General features: G+C 62.4%; 21 protein-coding genes. 17 read left to right on the top strand and 4 right to left on the bottom strand.

Going from position 1 to position 22,724, the window contains the following annotated elements:
- Nucleotides 1-134 precede the first annotated feature (134 nt).
- The 11 genes from PF1751_RS26090 (at nucleotide 135) to madM (ending at nucleotide 13,762) form a co-directional block, all read left to right on the top strand.
- On the top strand, nucleotides 135-5,939 hold the full coding sequence (locus PF1751_RS26090) for an Hpt domain-containing protein (protein ID WP_010207212.1): 5,805 nt from the start codon (nucleotides 135-137) through the stop codon (nucleotides 5,937-5,939).
- Complete coding sequence (locus PF1751_RS26085) at nucleotides 5,932-6,387, top strand: chemotaxis protein CheW (RefSeq protein WP_021492674.1); 456 nt, start codon at nucleotides 5,932-5,934, stop codon at nucleotides 6,385-6,387. The genes PF1751_RS26090 and PF1751_RS26085 overlap by 8 nt, the downstream gene beginning before the upstream one ends.
- Before the next feature lie 254 nt (nucleotides 6,388-6,641).
- Nucleotides 6,642-8,312, top strand: a complete 1,671-nt coding sequence (gene mdcA, locus PF1751_RS26080) for a malonate decarboxylase subunit alpha (RefSeq protein WP_021492675.1) — start codon at nucleotides 6,642-6,644, stop codon at nucleotides 8,310-8,312.
- Nucleotides 8,313-9,146, top strand: coding sequence for a triphosphoribosyl-dephospho-CoA synthase (locus PF1751_RS26075; RefSeq protein WP_010207204.1), 834 nt, complete (start codon nucleotides 8,313-8,315; stop codon nucleotides 9,144-9,146).
- Nucleotides 9,146-9,445, top strand: a complete 300-nt coding sequence (locus PF1751_RS26070) for a malonate decarboxylase subunit delta (protein ID WP_044288013.1) — start codon at nucleotides 9,146-9,148, stop codon at nucleotides 9,443-9,445. The genes PF1751_RS26075 and PF1751_RS26070 overlap by 1 nt, the downstream gene beginning before the upstream one ends.
- Entirely contained in the window at nucleotides 9,438-10,280 is an 843-nt protein-coding gene (locus tag PF1751_RS26065) for a biotin-independent malonate decarboxylase subunit beta (protein ID WP_042571425.1), read from the top strand. Before PF1751_RS26070 ends, PF1751_RS26065 begins: the two co-directional genes overlap by 8 nt.
- A complete protein-coding gene (gene mdcE / locus PF1751_RS26060) occupies nucleotides 10,277-11,047 on the top strand; it encodes a biotin-independent malonate decarboxylase subunit gamma (RefSeq protein WP_021492678.1) in 771 nt (256 codons plus the stop codon). The genes PF1751_RS26065 and mdcE overlap by 4 nt, the downstream gene beginning before the upstream one ends.
- On the top strand, nucleotides 11,041-11,628 hold the full coding sequence (locus PF1751_RS26055; RefSeq protein WP_021492679.1) for a malonate decarboxylase holo-ACP synthase: 588 nt from the start codon (nucleotides 11,041-11,043) through the stop codon (nucleotides 11,626-11,628). The genes mdcE and PF1751_RS26055 overlap by 7 nt, the downstream gene beginning before the upstream one ends.
- The gene (gene mdcH / locus PF1751_RS26050; RefSeq protein WP_021492680.1) at nucleotides 11,625-12,524 is read left to right on the top strand and encodes a malonate decarboxylase subunit epsilon; all 900 of its coding nucleotides are present in this window, start codon (nucleotides 11,625-11,627) and stop codon (nucleotides 12,522-12,524) included. Before PF1751_RS26055 ends, mdcH begins: the two co-directional genes overlap by 4 nt.
- 67 nt (nucleotides 12,525-12,591) lie before the next feature.
- Complete coding sequence (gene madL, locus PF1751_RS26045; RefSeq protein ID WP_010207195.1) at nucleotides 12,592-12,996, top strand: malonate transporter subunit MadL; 405 nt, start codon at nucleotides 12,592-12,594, stop codon at nucleotides 12,994-12,996.
- A gap of 1 nt (nucleotide 12,997) precedes the next feature.
- Nucleotides 12,998-13,762, top strand: coding sequence for a malonate transporter subunit MadM (madM, locus tag PF1751_RS26040; protein WP_010207194.1), 765 nt, complete (start codon nucleotides 12,998-13,000; stop codon nucleotides 13,760-13,762).
- Between the two features lie 106 nt (nucleotides 13,763-13,868).
- Here madM and PF1751_RS26035 read toward each other — a convergent pair whose 3' ends face one another.
- On the bottom strand, nucleotides 13,869-14,789 hold the full coding sequence (locus PF1751_RS26035) for a LysR family transcriptional regulator (protein WP_010207193.1): 921 nt from the start codon (nucleotides 14,787-14,789) through the stop codon (nucleotides 13,869-13,871).
- Between the two features lie 145 nt (nucleotides 14,790-14,934).
- Between PF1751_RS26035 and trhA the strand changes: the two genes are divergently transcribed.
- The gene (gene trhA, locus PF1751_RS26030; RefSeq protein WP_010207192.1) at nucleotides 14,935-15,552 is read left to right on the top strand and encodes a PAQR family membrane homeostasis protein TrhA; all 618 of its coding nucleotides are present in this window, start codon (nucleotides 14,935-14,937) and stop codon (nucleotides 15,550-15,552) included.
- Between the two features lie 42 nt (nucleotides 15,553-15,594).
- On the opposite strand, the gene PF1751_RS26025 is transcribed toward trhA, so the two are convergent.
- Nucleotides 15,595-16,497: a LysR family transcriptional regulator gene (locus tag PF1751_RS26025; RefSeq protein ID WP_021492682.1), complete on the bottom strand. Its 903-nt coding sequence runs from the start codon at nucleotides 16,495-16,497 to the stop codon at nucleotides 15,595-15,597.
- A gap of 108 nt (nucleotides 16,498-16,605) precedes the next feature.
- On the opposite strand from PF1751_RS26025, the gene PF1751_RS26020 reads away from it, so the two are divergent.
- Genes PF1751_RS26020 through PF1751_RS26010 form a run of 3 tightly spaced genes read left to right on the top strand, consistent with a single transcriptional unit; the run spans nucleotide 16,606 to nucleotide 19,118 of the window.
- Nucleotides 16,606-17,829 carry a D-amino acid dehydrogenase gene (locus PF1751_RS26020; RefSeq protein ID WP_021492683.1) on the top strand — a complete coding sequence of 408 codons (1,224 nt, stop codon included), beginning with the start codon at nucleotides 16,606-16,608 and terminating at the stop codon, nucleotides 17,827-17,829.
- 10 nt (nucleotides 17,830-17,839) lie between these two features.
- Nucleotides 17,840-18,190 carry a RidA family protein gene (locus PF1751_RS26015; protein WP_044288012.1) on the top strand — a complete coding sequence of 117 codons (351 nt, stop codon included), beginning with the start codon at nucleotides 17,840-17,842 and terminating at the stop codon, nucleotides 18,188-18,190.
- Between the two features lie 25 nt (nucleotides 18,191-18,215).
- Complete coding sequence (locus PF1751_RS26010; RefSeq protein ID WP_044288011.1) at nucleotides 18,216-19,118, top strand: transporter substrate-binding domain-containing protein; 903 nt, start codon at nucleotides 18,216-18,218, stop codon at nucleotides 19,116-19,118.
- 3 nt (nucleotides 19,119-19,121) lie between these two features.
- Here the strand turns inward: PF1751_RS26010 and PF1751_RS26005 are convergent, their stop codons facing one another.
- Together PF1751_RS26005 and PF1751_RS26000 are read right to left on the bottom strand one after the other, a co-directional pair.
- On the bottom strand, nucleotides 19,122-19,841 hold the full coding sequence (locus tag PF1751_RS26005; RefSeq protein ID WP_021492685.1) for a 16S rRNA (uracil(1498)-N(3))-methyltransferase: 720 nt from the start codon (nucleotides 19,839-19,841) through the stop codon (nucleotides 19,122-19,124).
- Nucleotides 19,842-19,879: 38 nt separating this feature from the next.
- A complete protein-coding gene (locus tag PF1751_RS26000; protein WP_044288009.1) occupies nucleotides 19,880-21,286 on the bottom strand; it encodes an adenosylmethionine--8-amino-7-oxononanoate transaminase in 1,407 nt (468 codons plus the stop codon).
- A gap of 272 nt (nucleotides 21,287-21,558) precedes the next feature.
- Here PF1751_RS26000 and PF1751_RS25995 point away from each other — a divergent pair, with 272 nt between their 5' ends.
- The gene (locus PF1751_RS25995) at nucleotides 21,559-22,110 is read left to right on the top strand and encodes a cytochrome b (protein ID WP_010207182.1); all 552 of its coding nucleotides are present in this window, start codon (nucleotides 21,559-21,561) and stop codon (nucleotides 22,108-22,110) included.
- 32 nt (nucleotides 22,111-22,142) lie between these two features.
- Nucleotides 22,143-22,721 (top strand): YceI family protein, encoded by a 579-nt coding sequence (locus tag PF1751_RS25990; RefSeq protein ID WP_044288008.1) that lies wholly within the window; start codon nucleotides 22,143-22,145, stop codon nucleotides 22,719-22,721.
- The last annotated feature ends 3 nt before the right edge of the window (nucleotides 22,722-22,724 follow it).

Here is a 22,724-nt window from a genome sequence, read left to right as displayed (position 1 = left end):
CGATAGCGGTCTGTCAGATACAGATGTGTTGCTGACCCACCGCTATCGCAGGCAAGCCAGCTCCCACATTTGATCTCCACCAGTCGGGAGATCTTGGCAACACCAGCAACCCACGAATTCTAAGCGGAGCAGTTATGGTTGATCGGCACGACTACGTGGCCCTCGAATGGGTCAAGGGCGACATTGCCGAAACCCTGAAACAGGCCCGTTCGGCGCTGGACGCGTATGTCGAAACCAGCGACGGCGACGCCATCAGCGAGTGCCTGGCCGCTGTCCACCAAGTGCATGGCGCGTTGCAAATGGTCGAGTTCTACGGCGCAGCCTTGCTCGCCGAGGAAATCGAAGCGCTGGCCCTGGCCCTGCAAGCCGCAGGCGTGAGCCAGCGCGATGAAAGCATCCGCCTGCTGCAACAGGCCCTCAACCAGTTGCCGCTGTACCTGGACCGTGTGCACAGCGCCCGCCGCGACCTGCCGCTGGTGGTGTTGCCGCTGCTCAATGACCTGCGCAGCGCGCGCGGCGAAAGCCTGCTGTCGGAGACCAGCCTGTTCAGCCCGCAACTGCTGACGATAGCGCCGCTGCCCGACGAGGCCCTGGCCCAACGCGCGGTGCCCGACCTGAAAGAGCAACTGCGCCAGTGGCATCAACTGCTGCAACAGGCCCTTGCCGGGCTGCTGCGCGAAGATCATGGGCCCAGCAACCTGGAAGACATGGCGCGGGTGTTCGCGCGCCTTGAAACGCTGTGCCAAGGCGCGCCGCTGTTGCCGCTGTGGCAAGTCACCTCGGCCCTGGTCGAAGGCATGCTCACTGGCGTGATCGCCAACAGCCCGGCGCTGCGCAGCCTGCTCAAGGCCAGCGACAAACAACTCAAGCGCCTGCTGGCCCAGGGCATCGGCGGGATCAACCAGCCGGCACCGGATGAGCTGCTCAAGAGCCTGCTGTTCTATGTCGCCAAGGTCACCCGGCCGACGCCGCGCATGCAAAGCCTGAAAGAGCGCTACGGCCTGGATGAAGCCTTGCCCGACAGTGCGTTAGTCGACGCCGAACGCGCCCGCCTGGCCGGGCCGGACCGCAACGCCATGGGCTCGGTGCTGGGGGCCTTGTGTGAAGAGCTGGTGCGGGTCAAGGAACGCCTCGATTTGTTCGTACGCAGTGACCGCCAGCACACCAGCGACCTCGATGCGTTGCTCGCGCCGCTGCGGCAGATCGCCGATACCCTGGCGGTGCTGGGCTTCGGCCAGCCGCGTAAAGTCATCATCGACCAACTCGCCGTGGTGTTGAGCCTGGTTCAAGGCCAACGCGAACCCAACGACGCAGTGCTGGTGGACGTCGCCGGCGCGTTGCTCTACGTCGAAGCCACACTGGCAGGCATGGTCGGTACCGTCGAGCCGGAAAGCCGCGAAGAAAACCGCCTGCCCACCACCGACCTGACCCAGATCCATCAGTTGGTGATCCGTGAATCCTGCCAGTGCCTCAAGCAAGCCAAGGAGCTGGTGATCGACTGCATTGAAGCCGACTGGGACCGCCAACGCCTTGAGTCCCTGCCGGAGCTGCTGAGCCAGGTGCGCGGCGCTTTGGCGATGATTCCGCTGCCCCGCGCGGCAAGCCTGATGCGCGGCTGCACGGATTATGTTGATGAACAGTTGATGGGTAACGACGCACCACCCTCCGAGGGGCAACTGGCGCATTTCGCCGATGTGATCAGCAGCCTGGAATACTACCTCGAACGGATGCTCCAAGACCCCGATGCCGCAGGGGAACGGGTGCTGGAGCTGGCCACGCACGGCCTGGCGGCGCTGGGTTACCTGCCTGCCGAGAAACCCTGGCGCCAAGCCCTGGTTGCACCGGACGGAGCACGTGCGGTGGAGGTTACGCCGAGCCAGTCGCAGTTCGACGCGCTGGCCAGTCCCACGTCGCGCCTTAACCCGCCCGCCCTCCAGCGCCCCGGCAGCCTGCTGCCGCCGCCGGCCGATGAAGAACCCATCGACGATGAACTGCGCGAGGTCTTCCTTGAAGAGACCGACGAAGTGCTTGAGGTGCTGCACCGCAATCTACCCAACAGCGCGGACAAAATCGCCCAGGGCGAAATGCGCCGTGCCTTCCACACGCTCAAGGGCAGCGGCCGCATGGTCCGCGCCCTGGTCTTGGCCGAGCTGGCCTGGGCGGTGGAGAACCTGCTGAACCGTGTGCTCGAGCGTAGCGTGACCCTTGGCCCCGACGTGCAGCAGGTACTGGATGAAGCGGTGGCCTTGCTGCCTGAGTTGATCGCTGACTTTGCCATCGACGACCAGCGCCAAAGGGATGAGGTCGACGCCCTGGCCGCCCGCGCCCACGCCTTGGCCAGCGGCATGCCGGTGCCGGCCGCCGAGCCTCATGACCCGATGCTGCTGGAGATCTTCCGCAACGAAGCCCAGAGCCATCTGGACAGCCTCAATCACTTCCTGCACCAGGCCGCCGAGCACGTGCCATTGCAAGTCAGCGATGAACTGCAACGCGCCCTGCATACCCTCAAGGGCAGCGCCTACATGGCGGGCGTGTTGCCGATCGCCGAGCTGGCCCGCCCGCTCGACCACCTGACCCGTGAATACAAGGCCCACCGCCTGCCGCTGGACCTGGACGAGGTGGAGTTGCTGTTGGAAGCCGAAGGTCTGTTTCAACGGGGTTTACGCGATCTGGACAGCGATCCCCTGGCGCCGATCAAAGGTGCAGAGGACTTGATCAACCGTACCCAAAGCCTACTGGATCATCAGCTTGAAGCGCTGCTCGACGTGCGCATCAAGCGCGACCCTCAGCTGATCGCCAACTTCCTCGCGCAGGGCATGGACATCCTGCTCGATGCCGAAAACCTGCTGCGTCGCTGGCAGCAACACCCCGGCGAGCGCCAGGAACTCACCGCGCTGCTGGACGAACTGACCACCTTGGGGGAGGGCGCACACGTCGCTGACCTGCACGCCATCGATGCACTCTGTGAAGCCTTGCTCGACCTGTATGGCGCTGTTGAGGAAAGCAGCCTGGCCGTCAGTGAGCGGTTTTTCCATGAGGCCGAACAGGCCCATGAAGCGCTGATCAGCATGCTCGACCAACTGGCCGCCGGCCAGGAAATCAGCCCGGCGCCAGCCCGCGTCGAAGCCCTGCGCGAGCTGCTGGATGAAGCCCTCGACCCGTCCGCCACCGGCCTGATCAAAAGCGACGGCAGCCGGGTGTTGAGTGTTTCCGAACTGGGCGCCGCCACACAGCAGTTGGGTCACGAAACGGAGAGGGACGACGAGATCGTCGAGATCTTCCTCGAAGAAGCCGTGGACATCCTCGACAGCGCCGGGCAGTCGCTCAAGCGCTGGTTGCTGGAGCCCGACAACGCCGCACCGCTGTCGTCGCTGCAACGCGACCTGCACACCCTCAAGGGCGGTGCGCGCATGGCTGAAATCGAGGCCATTGGCGATCTGGCCCATGAGTTGGAATGCCTGTACGAAGGGCTGGTGGACCGCCGCTACAGCTACACTGCCGAACTGTCCCACGTGCTGATGGCGAGCCATGAACGCCTCGCCTTGCAGCTTGAAGAACTGCACCATCACCAGCCGCTGAGCGACAGTGCCGAGCTGATCGCCAGGGTGCGGGCGTTGCGCCAGGGCAGCGCGCCAGCGGCACCGGCCGCCGCACCGCCAGCGTCCGGCGCCGACCCTGAGCTGCTGGATATCTTCCTCGAAGAAGCCGCCGACATCCTCGACAGTTCCAGTGCTGCGCTGTCGCGCTGGCAGGCAGAGCCGGGCAATCGCCAAGAAGTGGAAACCCTGCTGCGCGACCTGCATACCCTCAAGGGCGGCGCACGTATGGTCGAGATCGCGCCCATCGGCGACCTGGCCCATGAGCTGGAGTTTCTCTACGAAGGCCTGTCCGCTGGTTTGCTCGCGCCGTCCCCGGAGCTGTTCGCGTTGCTGCAAGGCTGCCACGACCGTTTGGCGCAGATGATCGACGCGGTGGCGGATGGTTTGCCGGTCGGTTCGGTGGACAAGCTCATCGAGCGCATCAAAACCCTGGTACATCCGAGCGACGAACCGGTGACGCCGGTGGCGCTGCCTGCAGGCAAGGCGGAGGCCGTCGTCGACCCGATGGCCGATATGGTGAAGATCTCTGCCGAGCTGCTCGACGACCTGGTCAACCTGGCCGGTGAAACCTCGATCTTCCGTGGCCGCATCGAACAACAAGTCAACGACGCACGCATCGCCCTCACCGAAGTGGAAACCACCATCGAGCGCATGCGCGACCAACTGCGACGCCTCGACACTGAAACCCAGGGCCGCATCCTCAGCCGCCAGCAAGCCGAAGCCGAGCGCCTGGGCTATGAAGACTTTGATCCGCTGGAAATGGACCGTCATTCGCAGTTGCAGCAACTGTCTCGCGCGCTGTCCGAGTCCGCCTCCGACCTGCTCGACCTCAAGGACACCCTTGAGCGCCGCAACGAGGACGCCCACGACCTGTTGCAGCAACAGGCGCGCATCAACACTGAGTTGCAGGAAGGCCTGATGCGCACGCGCATGGTGCCGTTCGAACGCATGTTGCCGCGCCTCAAGCGCATCGTGCGTCAGGTGGCGGAGGAGTTGGGCAAAGACGTGGAGTTTATCGTCGGCAACGCCGAGGGGGAGATGGACCGCAACGTGCTGGAGCGCATGGCCGCGCCGCTGGAACACATGCTGCGCAACGCCGTGGATCATGGCTTGGAATCCCGCGACGCAAGGCTGTTGGCTGGTAAACCGGAAAAAGGTCGCATCACCCTGGACCTGACCCACGAAGGCGGCGACATCGTCTTCGACATGCGTGACGACGGCGCCGGTGTTCCGCTGGAGGCCGTACGGCGCAAGGCGATCAAGCGTGGGTTGCTCGACCCGAATCAAGACATCAGCGACCGCGACGTGTTGCAGTTCATCCTGCAACCGGGGTTTTCCACGGCGGAAAAGATCACGCAGATTTCCGGTCGCGGCGTGGGCATGGACGTGGTGCATGAGGAAGTGCGTCAGTTGGGCGGCTCGATGGTCATCGATTCGACGCCGGGCGAAGGCGTGCACTTCCGCATTCGCTTGCCGTTCACCGTGTCGGTCAACCGCGCATTGATGGTGCAGTGTGCAGACGACCAATACGCGATTCCGCTCAACACCATCGAAGGCCTGGTGCGCGTGCTGCCCCATGAGCTGGCCGGGCACTATCAGCAAGACCCGCCGCGATATGAATACGCCGGGCAGCGCTACGAGCTGTTTTACTTGGGCGACCTGCTGCACACCGTCAGCCGCCCGAAACTGCTGGGCCACTATCAACCGGTCCCGGTGCTATTGGTGCAGTGCAACGAGCGGCGCGTGGCCATCCATGTGGACGCCATGGCCGGTACGCGGGAGATTGTGGTCAAAGGCCTGGGCCCGCAGTTTGCTGGTGTGCAGGGTTTGTCGGGTGCGACGATCCTGGGTGATGGCCGCGTGGTGCTGATTATCGACTTGCTGGCGCATATCCGTGCGCGGCAACCCGCGTTGCCGGCGCAAACGGCTGACCTGCCATTGATTCTCAACGACCCGCTGAAAAAGCGCCCGTTGCTGGTGCTGGTAGTGGATGATTCCGTCACCGTGCGCAAAGTCACCAGCCGTCTGCTGGAGCGCAACGGCATGAACGTCCTCACCGCCAAAGACGGCATCGACGCGCTCGCTGTGCTCGAAGAACACACCCCGGACCTGATGCTGCTCGACATCGAAATGCCGCGCATGGACGGTTTTGAAGTCGCCACCCAAGTGCGCAACGACCCCCGGTTGATGCGCCTGCCGATCATCATGATCACCTCGCGCACCGGCCAGAAACACCGCGACCGCGCCATGGCCATCGGCGTCAACGACTACCTCGGCAAGCCGTACCAAGAGTCGGTGCTGCTCGAAAGCATCGCCTACTGGAGCAAGTCCCATGCTTGACCACCGCACCAGCCAACTCACCGGCCTGCTGCTGCCCCTGGCCGACCGCCACCTGGTGTTGCCTAACGTCGCCATTGCCGAATTGATCGACTTCCAGCGCGGCGAACCGGCCAGCGATGCCCCCCCGTGGTATTTGCGGCAAGTGACCTGGCGCGATCGGCAAATACCACTGATCAGCTTTGAAGCGGTGTGCGGCGAAGCGAGCGTAACCGGCGAACGCTCGCGGATCGTGGTGTTGAATGCGTTGGGTGGGCGGCCGACGTTGAAGTTTATTGCGCTGGTGATCCAGGGCATTCCACGCTCGTACAAGCTCGACAGTGAGTTGAGTTACGTGGACGTGCCGCTGTGCTCGCTGGAGTTGGCGGCGGTGCAGGTGGGGGAGCATGTGGCGAGGGTGCCGGATCTCATGGGCATCGAAGCGCTCTTGGTTGAATCCGGCTTGGCTTGATTGCCCACCTATTCAAATCCCAATGAAGTTCCAAATGTGGGAGCGGGCTTGCTCGCGAATGCAGGGTGTCAGTCAATACCTCTACATCTGATGCACCGCATTCGCGAGCAAGCCCGCTCCCACGGTTTGAACCTCATTCGGTTCACAACCCGTATCCATTACTCCAACCGTAACGATCCGCCGCTGAGCTTGATTGATGCCCCCCAGATTCACTCCTAAGGTACAGCCCACGACAGCAAACCCGTGGAGCGACCATGACAACAACAATAACCCCCGACTCGCGCTGGACGCGGCGGCGCGACGAGAAGCAGCGGCGGCTCGCGCTGGTCAAGCAGTATGCGGACGGGGCGGTGTTGCCCAGTGACAAGATCGTCGAGGCGCTTGAGGCGCTGATCCTCCCCGGCGACCGTGTTGTACTGGAAGGCAACAACCAGAAACAGGCCGACTTCCTCTCGCGCTCCCTCGCAAAAGCCGACCCCGCCAAGCTTCACGACTTGCACATGATCATGCCCAGTGTCGGCCGTTCCGAGCACTTGGACCTGTTTGAAAAGGGGATCGCCCGCAAACTCGACTTCTCCTTCGCCGGCACCCAGTCCCTGCGCATCAGTCAGTTGCTGGAGGACGGCCTGCTGGAAATCGGCGCGATTCATACCTATATCGAACTCTATGCACGGCTGGTGGTGGACCTGATCCCCAACGTCGTGCTTTCCGCCGGTTTCATGGCTGACCGCGCCGGCAATATCTACACCGGCGCCAGCACCGAAGACACCCCGGCGCTGATCGAACCCGCCGCGTTCAGCGATGGCATCGTCATCGTGCAGGTCAATCAACTGGTGGATGACGTCACCGATCTGCCCCGTGTGGATATTCCGGCGAGCTGGGTGGATTTTGTGGTGGTGGCTGACAAGCCGTTCTACATCGAGCCGCTGTTCACTCGCGACCCGCGCCATATCAAGCCGGTGCACGTGTTGATGGCGATGATGGCGATCCGTGGCATCTACGAAAAACACAATGTGCAGTCGCTCAACCATGGCATTGGCTTCAATACCGCCGCCATCGAGTTAATCCTGCCCACCTACGGCGAATCCCTTGGCCTCAAGGGCAAGATCTGCCGCAACTGGACCCTCAATCCGCACCCAACCCTGATCCCTGCGATTGAAAGCGGCTGGGTGGAAAGTGTGCACTGCTTCGGCACCGAGCTGGGCATGGAGAACTACATTGCCGCCCGGCCGGATGTGTTCTTCACGGGCCGTGATGGCTCGATGCGCTCCAACCGGATGTTCTGCCAACTCGCCGGCCAATATGCGGTGGACCTGTTTATCGGCGCCACCCTGCAGGTCGATGGCGACGGCCATTCCTCCACCGTGACCCGTGGCCGCCTTGCCGGGTTTGGCGGCGCACCCAACATGGGCCACGACCCGCGCGGCCGTCGCCATGGCACGCCCGCCTGGCTGGACATGCGCCACGACGATGCCCCGGAAGCCCTGCTGGAACGCGGCAAGAAACTCGTGGTGCAAATGGTCGAGACCTTCCAGGAAGGCGGCAAACCCACTTTCGTCGACACCCTCGACGCCGTGGAAGTTGCCCGCAAAAGCGGCATGCCCTTGGCGCCGATCATGATCTACGGCGATGACGTTACCCACCTGCTTACCGAAGAGGGCATCGCCTACCTGTATAAGGCGCGTTCCCTCGAAGAGCGCCAGGCGATGATCGCCGCTGTCGCAGGTGTCACGGCCATCGGCATGCGCCACAACCCCAAGGACACCGCGCGCATGCGCCGCGAAGGCCTGATCGCCTTGCCCGAAGACTTGGGTATCCGCCGTACCGACGCCACCCGCGAGCTGTTGGCCGCCAAAAGTGTGGCCGACCTGGTGGACTGGTCCGGTGGTTTGTACAACCCGCCCGCCAAATTCAGGAGCTGGTAAATGCGCGCACTCAAACTGCATGAACTGACCCTTGCTGAACGCCTGGCGGACATGGCCGTCGATGCGCTGATCGATGAAGCTGACTTGTCGCCCAAACCCGCTCTGGTGGACCGTCGTGGAAACGGCGCCCACCACGATCTGCATCTGGGCCTGATGCACGCCTCGGCGCTGTCGCTGTGGCCGATGTTCAAGGAGATGGCTGAAGCGGCGATTGAATGGGGTGAAGTTGGCGTGCCCTTGCGCGAAGCTCTCGGTCGTATCGGCCGTGAAGGTGAGCAAGCAATGCTCGTCACCACCAACGGCGTGAATACCCATCGCGGCGCGATCTGGGCCCTGGGCTTGCTGACCGCAGCGGCGGCGCTGGAACCCCGCGCCGTCACCCTGAACGCAGCCAGATTAGCCCTGCTCAACGACCGCTACGCCCCACAACCCATGAGCCACGGTGCCCAGGTCGCGCAACGCTACGGCGCTCGCGGTGCCCGTGAAGAAGCCCAGCTCGGCTTCCCCTCGGTTGTGCAACGCGGCTTGCCGCAACTGTATAAAAGCCGCCAGCAAAATGCAGGCGAACAGAACGCACGCCTGGATGCCCTGCTGGCGATCATGACCGAGCTGGCCGACACCTGCGTGCTCTACCGCGCCGGTCCCGAAGGGATCAGCACCATGCAACGCGGTGCGCGCGCCGTGCTGGACGCGGGGGGCAGCGCCACTCTGGCCGGTCGTCGTCAATTACATGAACTCGATCAACACCTGCTGGCCCTGAATGCCTCCCCCGGCGGCGCCGCCGACCTGCTGGCCGCCTGCCTGTTTATCGACCGCCTCGACGGAGCGTTGTGATGGAAACCTTATCCTTTGAATTCCCCGCCGGGCAGCCGCCAACAGGCCGAGCGCTGGTAGGTTGCGTTGGCTCGGGCGACCTGGAGGTGCTGCTGGAACCGGGTACCCCGGGCAGGCTGACCATCCAGGTGCAGACCTCGGTGAATGGCGCCGAACAACGCTGGCAGCGTCTGTTCGAACGCATCTTCCAGGAACAGACGCCACCGGCCTTGAAGATTGATATCCACGATTTCGGTGCCACCCCCGGCGTGGTGCGTTTGCGCCTGGAGCAGGGTTTCGAGGAGATCGGCCATGACTGACTTACTCGCCAAACACAGCTTCGTTGAGTTGGGCGCTCGGCAGCGGGCCAAGGCTCTGCTGGACGCCGGCTCCTACCGCGAATTGATCGACCCGTTCCAGCGCGTCATGTCACCGTGGCTCGGCCGCCAAGGCGTGGTGCCCCAGGCCGATGACGGCGTGGTGATCGCCAAGGGCAGCGTCGATGGCAAGCCTGTCGTCATTGCTGCCATCGAAGGCAACTTCCAGGGCGGTAGCCTCGGTGAAGTGGGTGGCGCGAAAATCGCCGGCGCCTTGGAGCTGGCAGCCGAAGACAATCGCAAGGGCATTCCCACTCGCGCCGTGTTGCTGCTGGAAACCGGTGGTGTGCGCCTGCAGGAAGCCAACCTCGGCCTGGCAGCCATTGCGGATATCCACGCGGCGATTGTCGACCTGCGCCAGTACCAGCCAGTGATCGGCGTGGTGGCCGGCAGTGTCGGCTGCTTCGGCGGCATGTCCATCGCGGCCGGGTTGTGCAGTTACCTTGTCGTCACCCGCGAAGCCCGCCTGGGCTTGAATGGCCCGCAAGTGATCGAACAGGAAGCGGGGCTTGACGAGTACGACTCCCGCGACCGGCCTTTCATCTGGAGCCTCACCGGCGGCGAGCAACGTTTCAACAGCGGCTTGGCCGACCGATATGTGGCTGATGATGTGGTCGAGCTTCAACAGACTGTCAGCGCATTGCTGCAACAAGGCCTGCCCACCCAGCAACGCAGCCGCCAGGCCGAGTATTACCTGGCACGCCTGGCCGAACTGGACGCCACGTCGCAGATCGACCCGGCGACGGTGCGCGAGCTGTATCAAGGAGAACGCTCATGAGAGGTTTGCAGTGGTTCAACGCTTTGAGCGTCGGAGCGACAGCCGTTGAAGGTTTGCCAAATTCGCTGAAAGTCGCCGATGGTGTACTGGGCGAACAGCCCGTGCGCTATATCGCCGTGGTTACCGACGCGCAAAACCACTTTCCCCGCGCACGCGAGGGTGAGGTCGGTCTGCTGGAAGGCTGGGGTCTGGCGAAGGCCGTCGATGAAGCCATCGCCCGTGGCGACAAGCGCCCCATCATCGCCATCGTCGATGTACCGAGCCAAGCCTACGGGCGTCGCGAAGAAGCCCTCGGCATCCACCAGGCCCTGGCGGCCGCCGCCGACAGCTACGCCCGTGCTCGCCTCGCCGGGCACCCGGTGATCGCGCTGCTGGTGGGCAAGGCCATGTCCGGCGCGTTTCTCGCCCATGGGTATCAAGCCAACCGCCTGATCGCCCTGCGTGATCCCGGTGTGATGGTGCACGCCATGGGCAAGGCCTCGGCCGCGCGCGTGACGCTGCGCAGCGTCGAAGAGTTGGAAGCCCTGGCCGCCAGCGTGCCGCCCATGGCCTATGACATCGACAGTTATGCCAGCCTGGGTTTGCTGTGGGAAACCTTGTCGGTCAGCCAGATTGAGCAGCCTACGTCGGAGGATGTGGCGCAGGTCAGCGATTGCCTGGTGAGTGCGATCAAGGATATTGCCAGCACCGACTTGAGCGGGCGCCTCGGCGCGACCAACCGCGCCGCCTCCAGCCACGTGCGCCAACTGCTGCGGGAGCAATGGTGAACGCTCACGACCTGCTCTGGGGCATGACCCCGGCGCACCTGCCCGCTGACGCTGCGGCGTGGGCGGTGGAGGCGGTTGGCACGGTGGTGGTGCGTCGCGCAATTGTCGCGCCGGGCCTGGTCGCGGTGGGCGTGCGCGGGCGTCTGCGTGAGCAGCGTTTTGCCGCTGAACTGCCGATTGCTGCTGTGCAGCGGCGAGTCGTGCCGGAAGCGCTGCGTGACGTTGTCTCGACACGCGACTTACCGGCTTTGCAGGCACTCGAACAGCTGCGACCGATGCTGGCACCCTTGAATTGGGGCATCACCGGCAGCGCAGGTTTTGAGCTGGCAACGGGCATTGAAGCAATGCATGCCCAGAGCGATCTGGACTTGATTCTGCGCACGCCCGCGCCGCTGGATCGCAACGATGCGCGCGACCTGCTGGCAACGTTGGACAAGGCCGCGTGTACCGTGGACCTGCAACTGCAAACACCGTTCGGTGCTGTCGCCTTGCGCGAATGGGCGAGTCCATCGCGGCGGGTGCTATTGAAAACCGCCGGCGGTGCGCACCTCGTCATCGATCCCTGGCAGGCCGTGGCATGAGCAGCCTTCTGGTCTTTCCCGGCCAGGGCGCCCAGCGCCCCGGCATGCTCCAGGCGTTGCCGGCCGATGTATTGGAACAGGCCAGCGATGCCTTGGGTGAAGACGTTCGCGCATTGGATTCGGCGCAAGCCCTGGCGAACACCCGCGCGGTGCAGCTTTGCCTACTGATTGTCGGCGTAGCCCACGCCCGCCAGCTGCAACGCACGCCGGATTACGTCGCGGGACTGTCCATCGGGGCTTACCCTGCGGCGGTGATCGCGGGTGCGCTGGACTTTGCCGATGCGATCAGGCTCGTCAGCCTGCGCGGCGAGCTGATGCAGAACGCTTATCCACAGGGCTACGGCATGACGGCGATCATCGGCCCCGAGTTATCCACTGTCGAACACCTGCTGGCCGATATCCACAGCCCCGACAGCCCGGTGTACCTGGCCAATATCAACGCCGACAATCAGACCGTTATCGCCGGCAGCAACGCGGCGATGAAGCGTGTCGCCGACCGCATCAAAGGCAACGGCGTCGCCAAGCGCCTGGCCGTCAGCGTGCCGTCCCATTGCGCGCTGCTGGAGCAACCGGCCCAGGCCCTGGCGCAAGCCTTTGTGCCGCTCAAGGCGCCGCGTATCACCTACCTGAGCAGCACTCGCGCGCGGCCTATCCACAACCCCGAGCAATTGCGCGACGACCTGGCCTTCAACATGTGCCGCATCGTCGACTGGCGCGGCACCGTGCAAAGCGCCTACGAGCGCGGCGTGCGCCTGCAAATCGAACTGCCACCGGGCGCCGTGCTCACTGGCCTGTCACGCCGGGTGTTTGAACAGGGCACGGTGATCGCCTGCGAAGGTGCGCGCCTGGATACCTTGCAGGCCTTGCTGGAAGAGGAGGGGCTACGCCACCGATAAAGCACTACCCAAGGCTTTCGAAGCACAAAAACAACAATTTCGATCGAGCACTTTGAGGACAACAACAATGATTATCTACGGTGTGGCATTGCTGGCGATCTGCACGCTTGCGGGCGTGATCATGGGCGACATGCTTGGCGTGTTGCTCGGCGTCAAATCCAATGTGGGCGGGGTAGGCATCGCGATGATCCTGCTGATTTGCGCCCGCCTTTGGATGCACAAACACGGCGGCATGACCAAGGACTGCGAAATGGGCGTTGGCTTCTGGGGCGCGATGTACATCCCGGTGGTGGTGGCGATGGCCGCACAACAAAACGTAGTGACCGCTTTGCATGGTGGCCCCGTTGCGGTGTTGGCAGCGATTGGTTCAGTGGTGCTGTGTGGTTGCACCATCGCGCTGATCAGCCGTACCCACAAGGGCGAACCTTTGCCCGATGAAGAGCCACTGATCGCGCCAGTGGGAGGTCGTTGATATGTGGGATCTCATCGAAAAAGGGTTGGAACATAACGGCTTGATCACCGCATTTGCCTTTGTCGGCGTGGTGATGTGGATTTCCGTGGTGCTGTCCAAGCGCCTGACGTTCGGGCGCATCCACGGCTCGGCGATTGCTATCGTCATCGGCCTGGTCCTGGCGTGGGTCGGCGGCACGATCACGGGCGGCCAGAAAGGCCTGGCTGACCTGGCGCTGTTCTCCGGCATCGGGTTGATGGGTGGCGCGATGTTGCGCGACTTCGCCATCGTCGCAACGGCGTTTGAAGTGCAAGCCACCGAGGCGCGCAAGGCCGGGATGATCGGCGTGATTGCGCTGCTATTGGGCACGATCCTGCCGTTTATCGTCGGTGCGAGCATGGCCTGGGCGTTTGGTTATCGCGATGCAATCAGCATGACCACCATCGGTGCTGGCGCCGTGACTTATATCGTCGGCCCAGTGACGGGGGCGGCGATTGGCGCGACCTCGGATGTGATGGCGCTGTCGATTGCCACCGGGTTGATCAAGGCGATTCTGGTCATGGTGGGAACGCCGGTCGCGGCACGCTGGATGGGGTTGGATAACCCGCGTTCGGCGATGGTGTTTGGTGGGTTGGCCGGCACGGTGAGTGGGGTGACGGCGGGCCTGGCGGCGACGGATCGGCGGTTGGTGCCGTATGGCGCGCTGACGGCGACATTCCACACCGGGCTGGGTTGCCTGCTTGGGCCTTCGTTGCTGTATTTCATCGTACGGGGGCTGGTCGGCTAACTTCGGAATGTGTGTTGTCGGGTCGGGCGTCTTCGCGAGCAAGCCCGCTCCCACATTTGGAATGCATTTCAAGTGTGGGAGCGGGCTTGCTCGCGAAAGCGGTGTGTCAGGCTGTCACCTGTCGATTGGCATACATCCGACACTCCGCCAACAATGCCAGCAAATTCGGATCACGCTCCTTGGCCTTCAGAAACACCACGCCAATATGCTGCTGCAACCGATACCTGGGTTGCAGCGGTATCAGTTTCACGCGGTTCTCATATACGGCTGCAATCCGCCCCGGCAGCAGCGCATAACCTACCCCTGAGCTGACCATGCTCAACAGCGTGAAGATGTCATTCACCTGCATCGCCACCTTCGGCTCGAACCCTGCCTGCTTGAACACGCGGTTGCCATCCTGGTGGGTGGCGAAGCCTTGGGTGAGGGTGATGAAGGTTGCGTCACGCACGTCGGCGAGGTCGATCTCCCGCTCGCGGTCGAAGGGCGAGTCGGCGGGAGTGGCGAGGAAGATATCGTCGGAGAACAGCGCGATTTGTTCGCAGTCCGGGTCGTTGGCGTGCTCGTCGAGGGAGATCAGGATCGCGTCCACTTCCATGTTCTTGAGCTTGTAGAGCAGGTCGAAGTTGGAGCCCAGGATCAGGTCGATATTGAGTTCGCTGCGGCGGATCTTCAGGCCCATGATCAGTTGCGGCACGGTTTTCACCGTCAGCGAATACAACGAGCCAAGCTTGAAACGTTCGGCGGAGAAGCCGGCCGCTTCGCGGGTCAGGCGTACGCTGTCGACCACATCGGCCACCAGTTTCTGCGCGCGTTCTTCCAATACGTAGGCGCTTTCCAGCGGCGTGAGGTTGCGCCCTTCGTGTTTGAACAGCGGGCAGCGCAGGGCGTTTTCCAGGGAGTGGATGGCGCGGTGCACGCTGACATTGCTGGTTTGCAGCTCGGCGGCGGCGCGGGCCAGGTTGCCGGTGCGCATGAACGCCAGGAAGATTTCCAGTTTCTTGAGGGTGAATTCTTCGTCGATCAGCATGGCCGTGGGCTCTTGTTCGAATGCTGTTGATTGTGCCCGCAAAACCCTCTCGCGTCCTCGGAACGTCATAAGCCGCTTGCACTCTTATGCGCAAGGTTGGACGCTTGGCAGCCAGCCCATGACGGTTACAGGAGGTCGGAGAACGATGTACCACGGGGAACGATTCAACGCCTGGAGCCATTTGCTCGGTGCTGTCGCGGCGTGCATTGGCGCCGTGTGGATGTTGGTGGTGGCAAGCCTCGACGGCAGCCCTTGGAAGATCGTCAGCGTGGCGATCTATGGCTTTACCTTGATGGTGCTGTACAGCGCTTCCACCGTGTACCACAGCGTGCGCGGGCGGCGGAAAGAAATCATGCAGAAGGTCGATCACTTTTCGATCTACCTGCTGATCGCCGGCAGTTACACGCCGTTCTGCCTGGTGACCCTGAGAGGGCCGTGGGGCTGGACGCTGTTCGGCATCGTGTGGGGGCTGGCGGTGATTGGCATCCTGCAGGAGATCAAGCCGCGCTCAGAGGCGCGCATCCTGTCGATCGTGATCTACGCGGTGATGGGGTGGATCGTGCTGGTGGCGGTCAAGCCGCTGCTCGCCGCGCTGGGCACGGCGGGGTTTATCTGGTTGGCGTCGGGCGGGGTGCTGTATACCGTCGGGATTATCTTCTTTGCCCTGGAGGACCGCCTGCGCCACTCCCATGGTATCTGGCATTTGTTTGTGATTGGCGGGAGCCTGCTGCACTTCGTGGCGATCATGCATTACGTGCTCTAACGGACAACACCTGTGATCCTCGTTGCTTCGACAGAACGGTCTCTACAGCCGCTCCAATAACTCCCGGGCGCGGTGGCCGAAGATCTCCAGCAAATTCGCCAGCATATGCGGCGGAGGCTCATCGGCGCGGGTCAGGGCGTACAGGGTGATCGGCAGCGGCGGCGTGAGCGGGCGGATGCAGGTGGTGGCCGTCGACGCACCCAGCGCGGTGAACGGATCGATCACCGTCAAGCCGGCCCCGGACTCCACCATCGCGCGGGCCAGGGAATAGGTTTGCACCGAGATCGTGACCTTGGGGGGTGGGTCGACGTTTTCCAGGTAGCTATCGAGTTTCGCTGCCAGCGGGTCGGCGCTGGAAAGGCCAATCAGCGCCGTGCCTGCCAGGTCCGCCAGGGGCAATGGCTGGCTCAGTTCGGCGTCGGACCAATAGCCTTTAGACGCCAGTGCCACCAGCACACCATTGGCCAGCACTTGCGTGGTCAACCCTGGATGGCCGGAGAAGTTGAGCGTCAACGCCAGGTCAATCTCGCGCATCAGCAGCTTCTGCACCAACTCGCGGCTATGGTCGCTGGACAGCTCGCACGCCATCTCCGGGTAATCGCGCTTCCATTCCAGGATCGCCGGCGGCAGCAGCGACAACGCCAGCGCCGGGATCGCGCCGATGCGCACACTCTGGCCCGGTGCTCGGCGCAGACTTTTGGCCAGGCGCCGCACGCCTTGCAGGCTTTCGGTGACTTTCTCCACTTCGCTTTCCAGCGCCAGGGCTTCCGGTGTGGGCTGCAATTTGCCGCGCACCCGCAGGAAAAGGGGGAAGCCCAGTTGCAATTCGGCGTGCTGCAGCACCTTGGTCACTGCCGGTTGCGACACATGCAGCAATTGCGCGGCGGCGCTAACGGAGCCGGTCTGGCGGATGGCCTGGAAGATTTCGATATGACGCAAGCGCATGGCAAGTCCATAACCTTTGTTTATAGGTGATCCATCTTTATTCATTGTCGGCAGCCTGTCACCTGCCCCTAGGCTTGAGGCCTCTGGATTTAAAGGTGGGCGGCGGAAATGGTGTGCATCATTGGGGGGGGAGTGATTGGTCTGGCCAGCGCCTATGCGTTGGTGCGTGCAGGTCATGAGGTGACGCTGATCGATGCACGCGAGACCCTGGGCAGCGAGACCAGCTTTGCCAATGGCGGGCAGTTGTCCTATCGCTACGTGGCGCCACTGGCCGATGCAGGGGTGCCGCTGCAAGCCATCGGTTGGTTGTTGCGCGGTGACTCACCATTGAAACTGCGGCCGCGCCTCGACCCCCAGCAATGGCGCTGGATGGCCGCGTTCCTCGGCGCTTGCCGTGGCTCGGTGAACAAACGCAATGCCGCCCACTTGTTGCGCCTGGCGTCCCTGAGCCAGGACACCTTGCAAGTGTGGCGCGATCTCGATCGCCTGGATGGCTTCGACTGGCGGCGCAACGGCAAGCTGGTGACCTTTCGCAATGCCAACGCTTTTGAGCACGCGCGTGGCAAGGTCACCGATATCCTGCAACAGCAGGTGCTGTCGACCGCCGATTGCGCTCGCCTGGAGCCTGCGCTGGCGGACGGTGGTTTTGTCGGTGGGATTTATACGCCGAATGAGGAAGTCGCTGATTGTCATGCCTTCTGCCAGCGGCTGGCGGCGCGATTGGAAGCGTCGGGACGTTGCCGCTTTATGCTGGGCCGAAAGGTCACCGGCATTCGCCACGCCAAGGGTAGGGTGCAGGCCATCGAATTGGGCGATGAGGTTATGCCAGTCGAACACCTGGTGCTGGCGGCTGGGTATCGCAGCGCGGAGTTGGGCGTGCCGTTGCCGCTTTACCCACTCAAGGGTTACAGCCTGAGCGTACCGATTGGCGCGCAACACCAGGCACCGAACGTGAGCATCACCGATTACGACCGCAAGATCGTCTACGCGCGCATTGGCGAACAACTGCGGGTGGCGGCCATGGTGGATATCGTCGGCTTCGACGCCCGTCTTGAGCCCAAACGCCTGGCGCTGATGAAACGTCAGGCCTTGGAGACCTTTCCACTGGCGGGCGACTACGACCAGGCGGTGGAGTGGGCCGGTATGCGCCCGGCCACCCCGACCGGCGTGCCGCTGATCGGCGCCAGTGTCTATCGTAACCTGTGGCTGAACCTGGGCCACGGAGCCCTCGGTTTTACCCTGGCCTGTGGCAGCGGCCAGCTGCTGGCCGAGTTGATTGGCCAACACGCGCCTTCTATTGATATGCAGGGCCTGGCACCCCGCGCCGCATGAGGATGTATGCATGACTATCACCCGCATCAGCAGTAACGAGCGCCTTTCGGGCGCAGTGACGTTCAACGACTTGGTGTTCCTCTCGAGCCAGGTGCCCGGCGATGGTCTGGACGTGGCGACACAAACCCGTGAAGTGCTGGCCAGGATCGATGCGTTGCTGGCCCAGGCGGGCAGCGACAAGGATCATCTGCTCAACGCCACGATTTACCTGAAAGACATCAGTGAAGGTTTCGCACCGATGAATGAAGTGTGGTCAGCCTGGCTGTCGCCGGGTTTAGCGCCGACGCGCACCACGGTGCAGGCAGAACTGGCGCGACCGAGTGTATGGGTGGAAATCAGTGTGATCGCTGTACGTAAATGACTTCAAAGACCAACGGAGAATAACAATGAAAAAGATCCTGTTGACCGGCTGCACCCTGGGACTCTTGCTGGGCGCACAGGCCCATGCGAATCAAGCACCGCTGGACGGCACGCTGGGCAAGATCGCCAGCGCCAAGTCCATTACCTTGGGCTATCGCGATGCGTCGGTGCCGTTTTCCTACGTGGGGGATAACAGTGGCAAGCCCATGGGCTATTCGGTGGAGCTGGCGAGCAAGATTGTCGAGCGCATCCAGCAGAAAACCGGCGTGGCCACGCTTAATGTGAAATACAACCTGGTGACGTCCCAGACCCGCATCCCCTTGGTGCAGAACGGTACCGTCGACCTGGAATGCGGTTCCACCGGCGTAACCGCCGAGCGGCAGAAGCAGGTGGCGTTTTCCTACGGGTTTATCTACGTGAAGGGGCAATTGCTCACGGCCAAGGACAGCGGTATCAAAGGCTTTCCCGACCTGGCAGGCAAGAACGTGGTGACCACCGCCGGCACCACCAACGAGCGCTTCCTCAAAAGCTACAACGCCGAGTACAAGACCAACATGTTCGTGATCAGCGCCAAGGATCACGGCGAGGCGTTCAAGATGCTGGAGACCGGTCGCGCTGCGGCCTTTTACATGGATGACGCGTTGCTCTATGGCGAGCGGGCCAAGGCCAAGGACCCGCATAACTGGGTGGTGGTGGGCGAGGAGCAATCGCGGGAAATCTACAGCTGCATGTTGCGCAAGGACGACCCGCAGTTTCTTGCGGTGGTCAACGAGACACTTGGCGACCTTTACCGCAGTGGGGAGATCAACGGGATTTACCAGCGCTGGTTCGAATCACCCATTCCGCCCAAGGGCTTGAACCTGGAATTCCCGATGACCCGTGAGTTGAAGGCGATTATCGCCAAGCCCATCAGTGATCCGGTGGAGTAAGCCCTAGAAGTCGCCCCACAACTGTTGGGCGACGGCCAACGCCACCACCGGTGCCGTTTCGGTGCGCAATACACGCGGGCCGAGGCGGGCGGCGTGGTAGCCGGCGGCTTGCGCAGTGTCGACTTCCAGGTCGGTCAGCCCACCCTCAGGGCCGATCAGGAAAGCCAGGCTCGATGGCTTGGCATGGCTGACCATCGGCTCGGCCACGGGGTGCAGCACCAGCTTCAAGTCCGCTTGGGTCTGTTTCAACCAGTCCGCCAACAGCAGCGGCGGATGAATCACCGGCACCGTGGAGCGCCCGCATTGTTCACATGCGCTGATTGCCACCTGGCGCCAGTGCTGCAGGCGTTTGTCGGCGCGTTCGTCCTTGAGGCGCACTTCGCAGCGGTCGCTGAAAATCGGGGTGATTTCGCTGACGCCCAACTCGGTGGCTTTCTGGATCGCCCAATCCATCCGTTCGCCACGGGACAGGCCCTGGCCCAGGTGAATGCGCAGTGGCGATTCGGTCTGGCCGCTGAAGCTTTCCGTAAGCTGCACGGTGACGCGCTTTTTGCCGACCTCCAGCAGGCTGCCCCGGAACTCCAGGCCGGAACCGTCGAACAATTGCACGGCATCGCCTTCGCCCATACGCAATACGCGGCTGATGTAGTGCGCCTGGGCTTCCGGCAATTCGTGATCGCCGAGGCTCAGCGGGGTGTCAGTGAAGAAGCGGGACAATCTCATTTCTGTTCTCTGAAGAGGTTTACGTAGGGGTTCGTTGATCAACCCGGATCGCGGAAGCCTGGGTGGAAGTCCTTCGGCACTGCAACGCTGACGTTGCTGTGGGTGGCAATGTCGATGCCTTCGCTGGCCACTTCGGCGAGGAAGTCGATCTGCTCGGGCGTGATCACATAGGGCGGCAGGAAATACACCACGCTGCCCAATGGCCGCAACAGCGCACCGCGTTCCAAGGCGTGCTCGAACACCTTCAGGCCACGACGCTCCTGCCAGGGGTAGGCGGTCTTGGTGGCTTTGTCCTGGACCATCTCGATGGCCAGCACCATACCGGTCTGACGCACTTCCGACACGTGCGGGTGGTCCACCAGGTGCGCCGTGGCGGTGGCCATCCGCTGGGCCAGGGCCTTGTTGTTTTCGATGACGTTGTCTTCTTCGAAAATATCCAAGGTCGCCAGCGCCGCCGCGCACGCCAGCGGGTTGCCGGTGTAGCTGTGGGAGTGCAGGAAGGCGCGCAGGGTCGGATAGTCGTCGTAGAACGCGTCGTACACGTCATCGGTGGTGACCACGGCCGCCAGCGGCAGGTAACCGCCGGTGAGGGCCTTGGACAGGCACAGGAAGTCCGGACGGATGCCGGCCTGTTCACAGGCGAACATGCTGCCGGTGCGGCCGAAACCTACGGCGATTTCATCGTGGATCAGGTGCACGCCATAGCGGTCGCAGGCTTCGCGCAGCAGCGTGAGGTACACCGGGTGGTACATGCGCATGCCGCCGGCGCCCTGGATCAGCGGTTCGACGATCACGGCGGCGACGGTGTCGTGGTTGTCCGCCAGGGTCTGTTCCATGACCAGGAACATATTGCGCGAGTGTTCTTCCCAGCTCATGCCCTCGGGGCGCAGGTAGCAATCCGGGCTCGGTACTTTGATGGTGTCGAGCAGCAGCGCCTTATAGGTTTCGGTGAACAGCGGCACGTCGCCCACCGACATCGCGGCGATGGTTTCGCCGTGGTAGCTGTTGGTCAGGGTGACGAAGCGTTTTTTGTTCGGCAGGCCGCGGTTGAGCCAATAGTGGAAGCTCATCTTCAGCGCGACTTCGATGCAGGACGAGCCGTTGTCAGCGTAGAAGCAGCGGGTCAGGCCCTCGGGGGTCATTTGCACCAGGCGCTCGGACAGTTCGATCACCGGCTGGTGGCTGAAGCCGGCCAGGATCACATGTTCCAGCTGATCGACCTGGTCCTTGATGCGCTGGTTGATGCGCGGGTTGGCGTGGCCAAATACGTTGACCCACCAGGAGCTGACAGCATCGAGGTAGCGCTTGCCTTCGAAGTCTTCCAGCCACACGCCTTCACCGCGCTTGATCGGGATCAGCGGCAGTTGCTGGTGGTCTTTCATCTGGGTGCAGGGATGCCACAGCACTGCGAGGTCGCGTTGCATCCACTGGTTGTTCAAGCCCATCGGTTATCTCCTCGAAGCGGTCCTGCGGCCGGCGCAGGTAAATCAATCGCGCAAGCCTATGCAATGGACGGCTGTGTCACAACCTATTAGAGATAATTCGCAGTAAACGTAGGACGATCTGTCACGTTTCTTAGTAATAGTCCTTAATCCATCGTTAACGTACTGTGCATAATCTCAAGATCGTATTTCTCGATATTTCAAAGCGAAATTTTCGGCTTTAATTCGATAGGTAAATCGCTAGTCTTGGGCACAGCTCTTACGGGATTTGGGACATGCAGCTACGTAATTCGTCGGCCCGCTATGGTTGGGTCAGTATGGTTTTGCACTGGGGCGTAGCCTTGGTGGTGTTCGGGTTGTTCGCGCTGGGCCTGTGGATGGTCGGTCTTGACTACTACAGTGCCTGGCGCAAAGACGCGCCCGACTTGCACAAGAGCATTGGCATCACGCTGTTCGCCATCATGCTGGTGCGTATTGTCTGGCGCCTGGTCAGCCCACCGCCGCCACCGCTGGCCAGCTACAGCCGCATGACCCGTATCGGTGCTGCGTTTGGCCACGCGTTCCTGTATCTCGGGCTGTTTGCCGTGATGATCGCCGGTTACCTGATTTCCACCGCAGACGGTGTCGGTATTCCGGTGTTTGGCCTGTTTGAGATTCCTGCCGTGGTTTCCGGATTACCGGACCAAGCAGATAACGCCGGCTTGGTGCATCTGTACCTGGCCTGGGTGTTGGTGGTCTTCGCCGGCTTGCACGGCGTGGCTGCGTTGAAACACCACTTTATCGATCGTGATGCGACCCTTACGAGAATGCTGGGGCGCAAAGCCTGATGTTCAACCTCGACTCACAAGGAATAGAAAGCATGTTGAAAAATACCCTCGCTGCTCTGGCAATCGGTACTGCTCTGCTCTCCGCAGGCCAGGTGATGGCTGCTGACTACAAGATCGACAAAGAAGGCCAGCACGCCTTCATCGACTGGAAAATCAGCCACCTGGGCTACAGCTTCATCCACGGTACCTTCAAGGATTGGGACGGTACCTTCAGCTGGGATGCCGCCAAGCCAGAAGCCAGCAAAATCGCAGTCGACGTGAAAACCGCCAGCTTGTGGTCCAACCACGCCGAGCGTGACAAGCACATCGCCAGCAAAGACTTCCTGGACGTTGCCAAGTTCGCTGACGCCAAGTTCGCTTCCACCGCAGTCAAGTCCACCGGCGACAAAACCGCTGATGTGACCGGCGACCTGACCTTCCACGGCGTGACCAAGCCTGTGACCTTCAAGGCCACCTTCAACGGTGAGGGCAAAGACCCGTGGGGCGGCGAGCGTGCCGGCTTCAACGCCAAGACCACTGTCAACCTGAACGACTTCGGCATCAAAGGCCCAGGCCCGTCCTCGCAGACTGTGGACCTGGACATCTCGCTGGAAGGTGTGAAGCAGAAGTAATTT

Origin of the sequence: Pseudomonas simiae, from assembly GCF_000934565.1 — a bacterium.
In the GTDB taxonomy this organism is placed as follows: domain Bacteria; phylum Pseudomonadota; class Gammaproteobacteria; order Pseudomonadales; family Pseudomonadaceae; genus Aquipseudomonas; species Aquipseudomonas simiae.
Note: the sequence above shows the minus strand (reverse complement) of the source record. Positions and strands in the feature narration are given on the sequence as shown.